Origin of the sequence: Pseudomonas sp. NFX183, assembly GCF_047943075.1 — a bacterium.
Taxonomy (GTDB): Bacteria; Pseudomonadota; Gammaproteobacteria; order Pseudomonadales; family Pseudomonadaceae; genus Aquipseudomonas.
The window spans coordinates 1,353,882-1,367,464 of record NZ_CP181333.1 but is presented as its reverse complement, the minus strand read 5'-3'; the positions used below and the strand labels follow the sequence as shown (position 1 = coordinate 1,367,464).

Sequence of the window (13,583 nt, the reverse complement as noted above, 5' to 3'; positions counted from 1 at the left end):
GGCTTCCTTTGGAATGGAGGTTCACGGATTCAGTGGACAACGTTGCCCCAGCCTTTGCTGCAACTCCTGGCGCAGGTGGCCTAGTTCGCTGATACGGGTTTCGATCAGGTTGAGCTTGTCTTGCAGCAATTGCGTGACAGCGCTGTCGGGGTCGGGCGCCTGCCACAGGGCGGCGACGCTGCTGCCGATCTCGCCCAGGCTGAAGCCCAGGCGTTGCGCGGTCTTGATGTAGAGCACCAGTTGCACCATGTCCGGCGGGTAGTCGCGGTAACCGTTGGCGCTGCGTTGTGCTGCGATCAACCCGCGCTGCTCGTAGAAACGCAGGGTGTCGCGGCTGACCTGGCTGGCCTGGGCTAGTTCGCCGATACGCATGGGGCGGGCTCGAAAGGGCTTGACCCTGGAGCATACTCCAGGCTTTAGCCTGCTGGCTTCTTAATTCAAGGAGCTTGCCGATATGTGGACCGCTGCCCAATACCGAACACTGGTGCGCGCCAGCGCCTGGTATGACTTGATCGTGACCGCGGCGTTTGTCACCCCGTGGAGCTTTGTGTTTGTGCACAGCGTGCTGCAGGGTTTGAACCTGCCGGGGACGCTGCCGGCTTTTGCACCGGCGCATGTGCTGATGGCCAATTTGCTCGGCTCGATTGTGTGCGTATGGGCGGTGCTGCGAATTCGCGACCCGCAGCGCCAGTTTGGCCTCTATGACGCGGCCGGCCGCGCGCTGTTCGCGACCTGGCAGCTCTATGCGCTGATGCAGGGCGCGACGGCGGTGCTGTGGGTCACTTTGCTGTTTGAGGGGGCGTGGGGCATCGCGCAGATGGTCCCCGTGGAGACTGATCAAAAAATGACCGGCGCCCGTAAGCCCTTATGACAGAAGGGTTACAGGCGGATGTGCGCAGGTTATCCACAGGCAGGTGCACAGTAGATGTGGGCAGTTTCAGCGCGCCAGCAGGATGCGCCCACGGCTCAGGTCGGCAAGTTGGGTTTGCAGCGTGTCGATAGCCGCCTCGCCCAGTGCCAGCTGCAGCTCCACGCCATTGGCGGTGAAGGTTTCCTCCAGCACCAGCCCGCCCAGTTCGGCGACCCGCAGTTTCACCAGGTTCAGCTCGGAAAAGCCGCAGGCGCAGCTCAGTGGCACGCGGCTGATCAGCTCGATGCGCTCGGCATTTTGCAGGCATTTGTTCGCGCCGCCGCCGTAGGCACGGGCGAGGCCACCGGTGCCCAGTTGGATGCCGCCGTACCAGCGAATCACCAGCACGGCGACTTGATCAAAGCCTTGGGCCTCGATGGCGGCCAGAATCGGCCGCCCCGCGGTACCGCCGGGTTCGCCGTCGTCGTTGCTGCGGTACTGGTCGGCGAGTTTCCAGGCCCAGCAGTTGTGCGTGGCGTTGAGGTCGCTGTATTGCTCGAAAAACGCTTGGGCGTCTTGCGCGCTGCTGATCGGCGCCGCGAGGGTAATAAAGCGGCTTTTGCGTATTTCTTCACGAAATTCGCAAAGGCCGGTAAGCGTGAAAGGCATAAGTCGCTTCGTTTAGAGGGCTGGCTGGATGCCACAGCCTTTGAGAATGATGTGGATCAGGTTGCTGCCGGCGTCTTCCATGTCTTGTTTGGTCAGCTTGGTGCGGCCGGTGACGCGGCAGATCTGGGTGGCAAAGTCGGCGTAGTGCTGGGTGCTGCCCCACAGCAGGAAGATCAGGTGCACCGGGTCGATGGGGTCCATCTTGCCGGCGTCGATCCAGGCCTGGAACACGGCGGCGCGACCACTGAACCAGGCGCGGTAATCCTGGCTGAAGTATTCGGTGAGGCATTCGCCGCCACTGATGATTTCCATGGCGAAGATCCGCGAGGCCTGTGGGTGACGCCGGGAAAACTCCATCTTGGTGCGGATGTAGCTGGTGAGCGCCACGGCCGGGTCGTCCTCGGCGGTCAGCGCGTTGAAGGTGCTGTCCCACAGTTCGAGGATATTGCTGAGCACCGCGATGTACAGGCCGAGCTTGTTGGTGAAGTAGTAATGCAGGTTGGCCTTGGGCAGCCCGGCACTCGAGGCAATGGTATTCATGCTGGTGCCTTTGTAGCCATGGCGCGCGAACTCGTCTTCAGCAGCCTGCAGAATCGCTTGTTCGTTCTTTTGCCGAATGCGGCTGGCGGGTTTACCGGCGTGGTTGCTGTGGGCAGGAACTTCGAGGCTCATGGAGGTTTCCGTGCTGATCGATAGAGACGACGTGTGCACAGATAACCCACCCTCAAGCCTCAGACAAGTCCCGATGCAATAAAACCGTCAAAGCGGTTCCAGCGTGTCGCTTTCCGGCGCGTGGTTTGCGCCAACGCAGGTCGCTTTGGTTTCCGGTAACAACAGGCACAACACGATGGCGGTCAGGCCGCCGCTGGTGATGGCTGAATCGAACAAGTTTCGCACCAGGGACGGCATCAAGTGCAACAGGTCCGGTTGGGCGGCAATGCCCAGGCCGACGCCGAACGAGGTGGCGATGATCAGCATGCTGCGCCGGTCCAGTGGCGCCTGGGCAAGGATGCGCACACCGGCAGCGGCCACGCTGCCGAACATCACCAGGGTGGCGCCGCCCAATACCGGCTTGGGAATTTGCTGCAGCACGGCACCAATCGACGGAAACAAGCCGAGACAGAACAGCAGCACGCCGATGTACAAACCGACGTAGCGGCTGGCGACGCCGGTGAGTTGGATCACGCCGTTGTTCTGCGCGAAGGTGGTGTTGGGAAAGGCGCTGAAAGTAGCGGCGATCATGCAACTCACACCATCGCCCAATACACCGCCTTTGAGTCGGCTTATATAAGAAGGGCCGCTGATGGGTTGGCGCGCAATCATGCAATTGGCGGTGAGGTCACCGACGGTTTCGATGCTGCTGATCAGATAAATCAGCGCGATGGGCAAAAAAGCGCTCCAGTCGAAGTTGAAACCAAAGCGAAAGGGCATTGGCACGCTGATCAAGGGCAAGTCGGGCAGGGCTTGGGGCACCAGTTTGCCGCTGAACCAGGCGGCCAGGCTGCCGAGGGCCAAGCCGATGATGATCGCCGAAAGGCGTACCCACGGAGTGTTGGAGCGGTTGAGCAGAATGATGGTCAGCACCACGAACACGCCCAGCGCCAGGTTCACCGGAGCGCCGAAGTCGGGCGCGTTAAAGCCGCCGCCGAGGTCGGTGATGCCCACCTTGATCAGGCTGATGCCGATCAGCGTAATCACAATCCCGGTGACCAGGGGCGTGATCACTCGGCGCAGTTGGCCGATAAAGCGGCTCAGCACGATCTGTACCGCCGCGCCGAAAAAGCACACGCCGAAGACCATCGCCATGATGTCTTCCGGGCTGCCACCGCGTTGCTTGACCAGAAAGCCTGCCGACAATACTGCGCCGAGAAACGCAAAGCTGGTGCCTTGCAGGCAGATCATCCCGGCACCGATGCCAAATGGCCTGCGCGCCTGAATGAAGGTGCCGACGCCGGAGACCATCAGCGCCATGCTGATCAGGTAGGGCAAATGGGCGGTGAGGCCCAGCGTGGATCCAATAATCAAAGGCGGCGTGATAATGCCGACGAACGCCGCCAGCACGTGTTGCGCGGCGGCCAGTATTGCCGGGATGGGTTTTGGGCGGTCGTTGAGGCCGTAGATCAGGTCGCTGGGGCTGGAGGTTTCTGGTGGCATGGCGGGCAAACTCAGGGCGGACGGTTCAAGGTCCTTGTGCCTTGCAAAAAGCTGTCCAGTTGCTCAGCTTTTGCCGAAAGGCCCGAGCTAGCGCGTTGCCGCCAGACTCTCGAGAAAGCTTTCCAGCACCAAATGAGGGCGACGGCCCTTGCGCGTGACCGATGCGAGGCTCAAATCGTAAAAACGTGTAGTCGGTTTCAGCGCACGCAGTCGGCCTTGTTGCACCCACAGGCTGGCGTAGTGGTCAGGCAGGTAACCAATGTAGCGACCCGTGAGGATCAGGAACGCCATGCCTTCGCGGTCCGAGGCACTGGCGGTGCAGTTGAGTGCCTGGTAATGGGCCTGGATCTCGGCGGGCAAGCGGAAGGTGGGGGCGATGGCGTCCTGGCTGTCGAGGCGGGTGTCGTCCAGTTGTTTGTCGTCGGCATAAAACAGCGGGTGGCCAACCGCGCAATAGAGCAGCGAACGTTCGCTGTACAGCGGCTGGTATTCCAGTCCCGACAGCGCGCTGGCCTGGGGGACAACGCCGACATGCAGGCGGCCGTCGAGTACGCCTTGCTCGACTTCATTGGGGGCGATCATGCGGATTTGTATCTGCACGTCCGGGCCGCGTTCCTTCAACTGTGCCAACGCGTGAGTGATGCGCATGTGGGGCAGGGTGACGAGGTTGTCGGTGAGGCCGATGATCAGCTCACCACGCAAATGCTGATGCAGGCCGTTGACCTCAGTGCGAAAGCTTTCCAGGGCACTTAATAGCTGCAGGGCCGATTGGTAGACCTCGCGGCCTTCTTCGGTGAGCGAGAAACCGGCACGCCCGCGTTGGCACAGGCGCAATCCCAGGCGCTGTTCGAGGTCGCTCATCTGCTGGCTGATGGCCGAGCGGCCAATGCCGAGCACGGTTTCTGCTGCCGAGAAGCCGCCGCACTCCACCACGCTGCGAAAGATGCGCAACAGGCGGATATCGAAGTCACTGACTTGGGCCAGGGGGTCGGGTCGACGGCTGCTCATAGTTTAGTGAAGGCCTGACTGAAGGTTAGAAAAGTTGAATTTCACCGACTTTATCCCCGTGGCAATTTAGCTGCAAGAACGCTTTTCAATCCCGACGCTGCCTTTTGCCCTGCGAGGTTTTGCTGATGAACATGCCCGAAAACGCCCCTACGTCCCTGGCCAGCCAATTGAAGTTGGATGCGCACTGGATGCCCTACACCGCCAACCGTAACTTCCAGCGTGACCCGCGCCTGATCGTGGCCGCCGAAGGCAGCTGGTTGACCGATGACAAGGGCCGCAAGGTGTACGACTCGTTGTCGGGCCTGTGGACCTGCGGCGCCGGGCACACCCGCAAGGAAATCCAGGAAGCGGTCGCCAAGCAACTGGGCACCCTGGACTACTCCCCGGGCTTCCAATACGGCCATCCGCTTTCGTTCCAGCTGGCAGAAAAGATTACCGACCTGACGCCGGGCAATCTGAACCACGTGTTTTTCACGGACTCGGGCTCTGAGTGCGCCGATACCGCGGTGAAGATGGTGCGCGCCTACTGGCGCCTTAAGGGCCAGGCGACCAAGACCAAAATGATCGGCCGCGCCCGTGGCTATCACGGTGTCAACATCGCCGGCACCAGCCTGGGCGGCGTCAACGGTAACCGGAAGCTGTTTGGTCAGGGCTTGATGGATGTGGATCACCTGCCTCACACCTTGCTGGCGAGCAATGCGTTTTCTCGTGGCATGCCGGAGCAGGGCGGTATCGCCTTGGCCGATGAGCTGCTCAAGTTGATCGAACTGCACGACGCGTCGAACATCGCCGCCGTGTTTGTTGAGCCGATGGCCGGCTCCGCTGGCGTGCTGGTGCCGCCACAGGGCTACCTCAAGCGTCTGCGTGAGATCTGCGATCAGCACAACATCCTGCTGGTGTTCGACGAAGTGATCACCGGGTTCGGCCGTACCGGCTCAATGTTCGGCGCCGACAGCTTCGGCGTGACCCCGGACCTGATGTGCATCGCCAAGCAAGTCACCAACGGCGCGATCCCGATGGGCGCGGTGATTGCCAGCAGCGAGATCTATCAGACCTTCATGAACCAGGCGACGCCGGAGTACGCCGTGGAATTCCCCCACGGCTATACCTACTCGGCACACCCGGTGGCGTGCGCGGCTGGCCTGGCGGCATTGGACCTGCTGCAGAAGGAAAACCTGGTGCAGAGCGTGGCCGAAGTCGCGCCACACTTTGAGAATGCGCTGCACGGTTTGAAGGGCAGCAAGAACGTGATCGACATTCGTAACTACGGCCTGGCCGGTGCGATCCAGATTGCTCCGCGTGACGGTGATGCCATCGTGCGTCCATTCGAGGCCGGCATGGCCTTGTGGAAAGCCGGCTTCTACGTGCGCTTTGGCGGCGACACCCTGCAGTTCGGGCCAACCTTCAACAGCAAGCCGCAGGACCTGGATCGTCTGTTTGACGCGGTCGGCGAAGTGCTGAACAAGATCGACTGATTTCTCCTTCTATATAGAACACCTTTTCAGGAGCCCTGCATGAGCCTTATCCAGCATTTGATCAACGGTGAGTTGGTCAATGACAGCGGCCGGAGTGCCGACGTGTACAACCCGTCTACCGGCCAAGTGATTCACCAAGTGCCGCTGGCCAGTCGTGAAACCATTCAACAGGCGATCGACTCGGCCAAGGCCGCGTTCCCGGCGTGGCGCAATACCCCGCCGGCCAAACGTGCCCAGGTGATGTTTCGTTTCAAGCAATTGCTGGAGCAAAACGAAGCACGCATCTCGCAGTTGATCAGCGAAGAGCACGGCAAGACGCTGGAAGACGCGGCGGGTGAATTGAAGCGCGGGATCGAGAACGTCGAGTACGCGTGCTCGGCGCCGGAGATTCTCAAGGGCGAGTACAGCCGTAACGTGGGGCCGAACATTGATGCCTGGTCGGATTTCCAGCCGTTGGGCGTGGTGGCTGGTATTACGCCGTTCAACTTCCCGGCGATGGTGCCGTTGTGGATGTACCCGCTGGCCATTGTCTGCGGCAACTGTTTCATCCTGAAACCGTCGGAGCGTGATCCAAGTTCTACCCTGCTGATCGCGCAGTTGCTGCAGGAAGCCGGCCTGCCTAAAGGCGTGTTGAGCGTGGTGCACGGTGACAAGGGCGCGGTGGATGCGCTGATCGAGGCGCCGGAAGTCAAGGCGCTGAGCTTTGTGGGCTCGACGCCCATTGCCGAATACATTTATTCCGAAGCGACCAAGCGCGGCAAACGTGTGCAAGCGCTGGGCGGGGCGAAGAACCACGCGGTGCTGATGCCGGACGCAGACCTGGATAACGCCGTGAGTGCCTTGATGGGCGCGGCGTATGGTTCGTGCGGTGAGCGTTGCATGGCGATCTCGGTGGCGGTGTGTGTGGGTGATCAGGTGACGGATGCGTTGATCGCCAAGCTGGTGCCGCAGGTCAAGGCGCTGAAGATTGGTGCGGGCACGTCCTGCGGCCTGGATATGGGGCCGTTGGTGACTGGCCAGGCGCGGGATAAGGTCAGTGGCTATATAGAAGACGGTGTGGCTTCGGGCGCTGAGCTGGTGGTGGATGGTCGCGGGTTAAGTATTGCGGGCCATGAAGAAGGCTTCTTCCTGGGTGGCAGCCTGTTTGATCGCGTGACGCCTGAGATGCGTATCTATAAAGAAGAGATTTTTGGGCCGGTGCTGTGTGTGGTTCGGGTGGATAGCCTGGAAGCGGCGATGCAACTGATCAATGATCACGAGTACGGTAATGGCACTTGCATCTTTACTCGTGACGGTGAGGCGGCGCGCCTGTTCTGTGACGAGATTGAAGTGGGCATGGTCGGGGTGAACGTCCCGCTGCCGGTGCCGGTGGCTTATCACAGCTTCGGCGGCTGGAAGCGCTCGCTGTTTGGCGACTTGCATGCCTATGGGCCGGATGGGGTGCGTTTCTATACCCGTCGCAAGGCGATCACCCAGCGTTGGCCGCAACGAGCCAGCCATGAAGCGTCGCAGTTTGCCTTTCCTAGCCTGTAAGGCGGGATAAAAGCCGGCCCCCTGGGGCCGGCTTTGTCGTTTTTGGGGCTTTATTGACCGATATGACAGAAATGTGAAAAAAGGTGTTGACGGCAGATTCTGGAAGTCTATAATTCGCCCCACTTCCGGCGCAGTCGAAACGGAAAACTCCTTGGTAAACAAAGAGTTACGCGAGATTCGACAGCGAGTTGCTTCAGTTCATCGAAGCCCAGAAGGAGTTGGTAGGGCGGTGTTGTTTGGCTCTATTAGCGTTTCGATCTTCTCGGTCGAAAGCGGAGAAAAAGAGGTGTTGACAGCAGCGTGTAACGCTGTAGAATTCGCCTCCCGCTAACGAGAGATCGGAAGCGCAAGTGGTTGAAGTTGTTGAAGAAATCTTCGAAAACTTCTGAAAATAATCACTTGACAGCAAATGAGGCTGCTGTAGAATGCGCGCCTCGGTTGAGACGAAAGATCTTAACCAACCGCTCTTTAACAACTGAATCAAGCAATTCGTGTGGGTGCTTGTGGAGTCAGACTGATAGTCAACAAGATTATCAGCATCACAAGTTACTCCGCGAGAAATCAAAGATGTAACCAACGATTGCTGAGCCAAGTTTAGGGTTTCTTAAAAACCCAAAGATGTTTGAACTGAAGAGTTTGATCATGGCTCAGATTGAACGCTGGCGGCAGGCCTAACACATGCAAGTCGAGCGGTAGAGAGAAGCTTGCTTCTCTTGAGAGCGGCGGACGGGTGAGTAATGCCTAGGAATCTGCCTGGTAGTGGGGGATAACGTTCGGAAACGGACGCTAATACCGCATACGTCCTACGGGAGAAAGCAGGGGACCTTCGGGCCTTGCGCTATCAGATGAGCCTAGGTCGGATTAGCTAGTTGGTGAGGTAATGGCTCACCAAGGCGACGATCCGTAACTGGTCTGAGAGGATGATCAGTCACACTGGAACTGAGACACGGTCCAGACTCCTACGGGAGGCAGCAGTGGGGAATATTGGACAATGGGCGAAAGCCTGATCCAGCCATGCCGCGTGTGTGAAGAAGGTCTTCGGATTGTAAAGCACTTTAAGTTGGGAGGAAGGGCATTAACCTAATACGTTAGTGTTTTGACGTTACCGACAGAATAAGCACCGGCTAACTCTGTGCCAGCAGCCGCGGTAATACAGAGGGTGCAAGCGTTAATCGGAATTACTGGGCGTAAAGCGCGCGTAGGTGGTTTGTTAAGTTGGATGTGAAATCCCCGGGCTCAACCTGGGAACTGCATTCAAAACTGACTGACTAGAGTATGGTAGAGGGTGGTGGAATTTCCTGTGTAGCGGTGAAATGCGTAGATATAGGAAGGAACACCAGTGGCGAAGGCGACCACCTGGACTAATACTGACACTGAGGTGCGAAAGCGTGGGGAGCAAACAGGATTAGATACCCTGGTAGTCCACGCCGTAAACGATGTCAACTAGCCGTTGGAAGCCTTGAGCTTTTAGTGGCGCAGCTAACGCATTAAGTTGACCGCCTGGGGAGTACGGCCGCAAGGTTAAAACTCAAATGAATTGACGGGGGCCCGCACAAGCGGTGGAGCATGTGGTTTAATTCGAAGCAACGCGAAGAACCTTACCAGGCCTTGACATCCAATGAACTTTCTAGAGATAGATTGGTGCCTTCGGGAGCATTGAGACAGGTGCTGCATGGCTGTCGTCAGCTCGTGTCGTGAGATGTTGGGTTAAGTCCCGTAACGAGCGCAACCCTTGTCCTTAGTTACCAGCACGTAATGGTGGGCACTCTAAGGAGACTGCCGGTGACAAACCGGAGGAAGGTGGGGATGACGTCAAGTCATCATGGCCCTTACGGCCTGGGCTACACACGTGCTACAATGGTCGGTACAGAGGGTTGCCAAGCCGCGAGGTGGAGCTAATCCCATAAAACCGATCGTAGTCCGGATCGCAGTCTGCAACTCGACTGCGTGAAGTCGGAATCGCTAGTAATCGCGAATCAGAATGTCGCGGTGAATACGTTCCCGGGCCTTGTACACACCGCCCGTCACACCATGGGAGTGGGTTGCACCAGAAGTAGCTAGTCTAACCTTCGGGAGGACGGTTACCACGGTGTGATTCATGACTGGGGTGAAGTCGTAACAAGGTAGCCGTAGGGGAACCTGCGGCTGGATCACCTCCTTAATCGACGACATCAGCTGCTCCATAAGTTCCCACACGAATTGCTTGATTCATTGAAGAAGACGATAAAGAAGCAGCCCGAAATTGGGTCTGTAGCTCAGTTGGTTAGAGCGCACCCCTGATAAGGGTGAGGTCGGCAGTTCGAATCTGCCCAGACCCACCAATTTTGTGTGGGAAACGCCTGTAGAAATACGGGGCCATAGCTCAGCTGGGAGAGCGCCTGCCTTGCACGCAGGAGGTCAACGGTTCGATCCCGTTTGGCTCCACCACTACTGCTTCTGAAAGTTTTGAAAGCTTAGAAATGAGCATTCCATCCAGGTGATGGTGAATGTTGATTTCTAGTCTTTGATTAGATCGTTCTTTAAAAATTTGGGTATGTGATAGAAAGATAGACTGAACGTTACTTTCACTGGTAACGGATCAGGCTAAGGTAAAATTTGTGAGTTACTCGTAATTGAGTATTATCGAATTTTCGGCGAATGTTGTCTTCACAGTATAACCAGATTGCTTGGGGTTATATGGTCAAGTGAAGAAGCGCATACGGTGGATGCCTTGGCAGTCAGAGGCGATGAAAGACGTGGTAGCCTGCGAAAAGCTTCGGGGAGTCGGCAAACAGACTTTGATCCGGAGATGTCTGAATGGGGGAACCCAGCCATCATAAGATGGTTACCTTACACTGAATACATAGGTGTAAGGGGCGAACCAGGGGAACTGAAACATCTAAGTACCCTGAGGAAAAGAAATCAACCGAGATTCCCTTAGTAGTGGCGAGCGAACGGGGACTAGCCCTTAAGTGGCTTTGAGATTAGCGGAACGCTCTGGAAAGTGCGGCCATAGTGGGTGATAGCCCTGTACGCGAAAATCTCTTAGTCATGAAATCGAGTAGGACGGAGCACGAGAAACTTTGTCTGAATATGGGGGGACCATCCTCCAAGGCTAAATACTACTGACTGACCGATAGTGAACTAGTACCGTGAGGGAAAGGCGAAAAGAACCCCGGAGAGGGGAGTGAAATAGATCCTGAAACCGTATGCGTACAAGCAGTGGGAGCAGACTTTGTTCTGTGACTGCGTACCTTTTGTATAATGGGTCAGCGACTTATTTTCAGTGGCGAGCTTAACCGAATAGGGGAGGCGTAGCGAAAGCGAGTCTTAATAGGGCGTCTAGTCGCTGGGAATAGACCCGAAACCGGGCGATCTATCCATGGGCAGGTTGAAGGTTGGGTAACACTAACTGGAGGACCGAACCGACTACCGTTGAAAAGTTAGCGGATGACCTGTGGATCGGAGTGAAAGGCTAATCAAGCTCGGAGATAGCTGGTTCTCCTCGAAAGCTATTTAGGTAGCGCCTCATGTATCACTGTAGGGGGTAGAGCACTGTTTCGGCTAGGGGGTCATCCCGACTTACCAAACCGATGCAAACTCCGAATACCTACAAGTGCCGAGCATGGGAGACACACGGCGGGTGCTAACGTCCGTCGTGAAAAGGGAAACAACCCAGACCGTCAGCTAAGGTCCCAAAGTTATGGTTAAGTGGGAAACGATGTGGGAAGGCTTAGACAGCTAGGAGGTTGGCTTAGAAGCAGCCACCCTTTAAAGAAAGCGTAATAGCTCACTAGTCGAGTCGGCCTGCGCGGAAGATGTAACGGGGCTCAAACCATACACCGAAGCTACGGGTATCACGTAAGTGATGCGGTAGAGGAGCGTTCTGTAAGCCTGTGAAGGTGAGTTGAGAAGCTTGCTGGAGGTATCAGAAGTGCGAATGCTGACATGAGTAACGACAATGGGTGTGAAAAACACCCACGCCGAAAGACCAAGGTTTCCTGCGCAACGTTAATCGACGCAGGGTTAGTCGGTCCCTAAGGCGAGGCTGAAAAGCGTAGTCGATGGAAAACAGGTTAATATTCCTGTACTTCTGGTTATTGCGATGGAGGGACGGAGAAGGCTAGGCCAGCTTGGCGTTGGTTGTCCAAGTTTAAGGTGGTAGGCTGAGATCTTAGGTAAATCCGGGATCTTAAGGCCGAGAGCTGATGACGAGTTAACTTTTAGTTAACGAAGTGGTTGATGCCATGCTTCCAAGAAAAGCTTCTAAGCTTCAGGTAACCAGGAACCGTACCCCAAACCGACACAGGTGGTTGGGTAGAGAATACCAAGGCGCTTGAGAGAACTCGGGTGAAGGAACTAGGCAAAATGGCACCGTAACTTCGGGAGAAGGTGCGCCGGTGAGGGTGAAGGACTTGCTCCGTAAGCTCATGCCGGTCGAAGATACCAGGCCGCTGCGACTGTTTATTAAAAACACAGCACTCTGCAAACACGAAAGTGGACGTATAGGGTGTGACGCCTGCCCGGTGCCGGAAGGTTAATTGATGGGGTTAGCTAACGCGAAGCTCTTGATCGAAGCCCCGGTAAACGGCGGCCGTAACTATAACGGTCCTAAGGTAGCGAAATTCCTTGTCGGGTAAGTTCCGACCTGCACGAATGGCGTAACGATGGCGGCGCTGTCTCCACCCGAGACTCAGTGAAATTGAAATCGCTGTGAAGATGCAGTGTATCCGCGGCTAGACGGAAAGACCCCGTGAACCTTTACTATAGCTTTGCACTGGACTTTGAATTTGCTTGTGTAGGATAGGTGGGAGGCTTTGAAGCGTGGACGCCAGTCTGCGTGGAGCCAACCTTGAAATACCACCCTGGCAACTTTGAGGTTCTAACTCAGGTCCGTTATCCGGATCGAGGACAGTGTATGGTGGGTAGTTTGACTGGGGCGGTCTCCTCCTAAAGAGTAACGGAGGAGTACGAAGGTGCGCTCAGACCGGTCGGAAATCGGTCGTAGAGTATAAAGGCAAAAGCGCGCTTGACTGCGAGACAGACACGTCGAGCAGGTACGAAAGTAGGTCTTAGTGATCCGGTGGTTCTGTATGGAAGGGCCATCGCTCAACGGATAAAAGGTACTCCGGGGATAACAGGCTGATACCGCCCAAGAGTTCATATCGACGGCGGTGTTTGGCACCTCGATGTCGGCTCATCACATCCTGGGGCTGAAGCCGGTCCCAAGGGTATGGCTGTTCGCCATTTAAAGTGGTACGCGAGCTGGGTTTAGAACGTCGTGAGACAGTTCGGTCCCTATCTGCCGTGGACGTTTGAGATTTGAGAGGGGCTGCTCCTAGTACGAGAGGACCGGAGTGGACGAACCTCTGGTGTTCCGGTTGTCACGCCAGTGGCATTGCCGGGTAGCTATGTTCGGAATAGATAACCGCTGAAAGCATCTAAGCGGGAAACTAGCCTCAAGATGAGATCTCACTGGAACCTTGAGTTCCCTGAAGGGCCGTCGAAGACTACGACGTTGATAGGTTGGGTGTGTAAGCGCTGTGAGGCGTTGAGCTAACCAATACTAATTGCCCGTGAGGCTTGACCATATAACACCCAAGCAATTTGCTTGCTTCGAGCTGAAAAGCGAAAGAGCACCAGATTGCGGTGTGTGAAGACGAAATGAACCGAAAGTTCGAATCTCACAAAACACCGAAAGCTGTCACATACCCAATTTGCTGAAGCGAGACCACATGGTCACGACTCAGTACCCGAATTTCTTGACGACCATAGAGCATTGGAACCACCTGATCCCATCCCGAACTCAGCAGTGAAACGATGCATCGCCGATGGTAGTGTGGGGTTTCCCCATGTGAGAGTAGGTCATCGTCAAGATTAAATTCCAGAGCCCCTGTTTGCTAACGCAAACAGGG

The 13,583-nt window shown here is 56.6% G+C and carries 8 protein-coding genes, 2 tRNA genes and 3 rRNA genes; 8 read left to right on the top strand and 5 right to left on the bottom strand.

All coding sequences use genetic code 11. The features are described 5' to 3' along the window. Positions 1-21: 21 nt before the first annotated feature. A complete protein-coding gene (locus tag ACM530_RS06535; RefSeq protein WP_106577748.1) occupies positions 22-372 on the bottom strand; it encodes a MerR family transcriptional regulator in 351 nt (116 codons plus the stop codon). A gap of 82 nt (positions 373-454) precedes the next feature. Here ACM530_RS06535 and ACM530_RS06530 point away from each other — a divergent pair, with 82 nt between their 5' ends. Next, on the top strand, positions 455-871 hold the full coding sequence (locus ACM530_RS06530) for a hypothetical protein (protein WP_262208897.1): 417 nt from the start codon (positions 455-457) through the stop codon (positions 869-871). 66 nt (positions 872-937) lie between these two features. Here the strand turns inward: ACM530_RS06530 and ACM530_RS06525 are convergent, their stop codons facing one another. From ACM530_RS06525 to ACM530_RS06510, 4 genes are all read right to left on the bottom strand, one after another. Continuing rightward, positions 938-1,519: an IMPACT family protein gene (locus ACM530_RS06525; protein WP_416364462.1), complete on the bottom strand. Its 582-nt coding sequence runs from the start codon at positions 1,517-1,519 to the stop codon at positions 938-940. A gap of 12 nt (positions 1,520-1,531) precedes the next feature. After that, the gene (locus ACM530_RS06520; protein WP_416364461.1) at positions 1,532-2,191 is read right to left on the bottom strand and encodes a TetR/AcrR family transcriptional regulator; all 660 of its coding nucleotides are present in this window, start codon (positions 2,189-2,191) and stop codon (positions 1,532-1,534) included. An 87-nt stretch (positions 2,192-2,278) separates the two neighbouring features. Further along, complete coding sequence (locus tag ACM530_RS06515; protein ID WP_262208893.1) at positions 2,279-3,673, bottom strand: uracil-xanthine permease family protein; 1,395 nt, start codon at positions 3,671-3,673, stop codon at positions 2,279-2,281. An 87-nt stretch (positions 3,674-3,760) separates the two neighbouring features. Then, positions 3,761-4,681: a LysR family transcriptional regulator gene (locus tag ACM530_RS06510; RefSeq protein WP_145160389.1), complete on the bottom strand. Its 921-nt coding sequence runs from the start codon at positions 4,679-4,681 to the stop codon at positions 3,761-3,763. Between the two features lie 125 nt (positions 4,682-4,806). Between ACM530_RS06510 and ACM530_RS06505 the strand changes: the two genes are divergently transcribed. From ACM530_RS06505 to rrf, 7 genes are all read left to right on the top strand, one after another. Further along, positions 4,807-6,156, top strand: a complete 1,350-nt coding sequence (locus ACM530_RS06505) for an aspartate aminotransferase family protein (RefSeq protein WP_106577754.1) — start codon at positions 4,807-4,809, stop codon at positions 6,154-6,156. Positions 6,157-6,195: 39 nt separating this feature from the next. Next, on the top strand, positions 6,196-7,689 hold the full coding sequence (locus tag ACM530_RS06500; RefSeq protein WP_416364460.1) for a CoA-acylating methylmalonate-semialdehyde dehydrogenase: 1,494 nt from the start codon (positions 6,196-6,198) through the stop codon (positions 7,687-7,689). 624 nt (positions 7,690-8,313) lie between these two features. Then, positions 8,314-9,850 (top strand): 16S ribosomal RNA (locus tag ACM530_RS06495). An 83-nt stretch (positions 9,851-9,933) separates the two neighbouring features. Further along, positions 9,934-10,010 (top strand) — tRNA-Ile (locus ACM530_RS06490). A gap of 30 nt (positions 10,011-10,040) precedes the next feature. Further along, positions 10,041-10,116, top strand: a tRNA-Ala gene (locus tag ACM530_RS06485). Between the two features lie 251 nt (positions 10,117-10,367). Beyond that, positions 10,368-13,259 (top strand): 23S ribosomal RNA (locus ACM530_RS06480). 170 nt (positions 13,260-13,429) lie between these two features. Beyond that, positions 13,430-13,545 (top strand): 5S ribosomal RNA (gene rrf, locus ACM530_RS06475). Together the 16S, 23S and 5S rRNA genes with 2 tRNA genes alongside form the textbook arrangement of a ribosomal RNA operon. Positions 13,546-13,583: the final 38 nt, after the last annotated feature.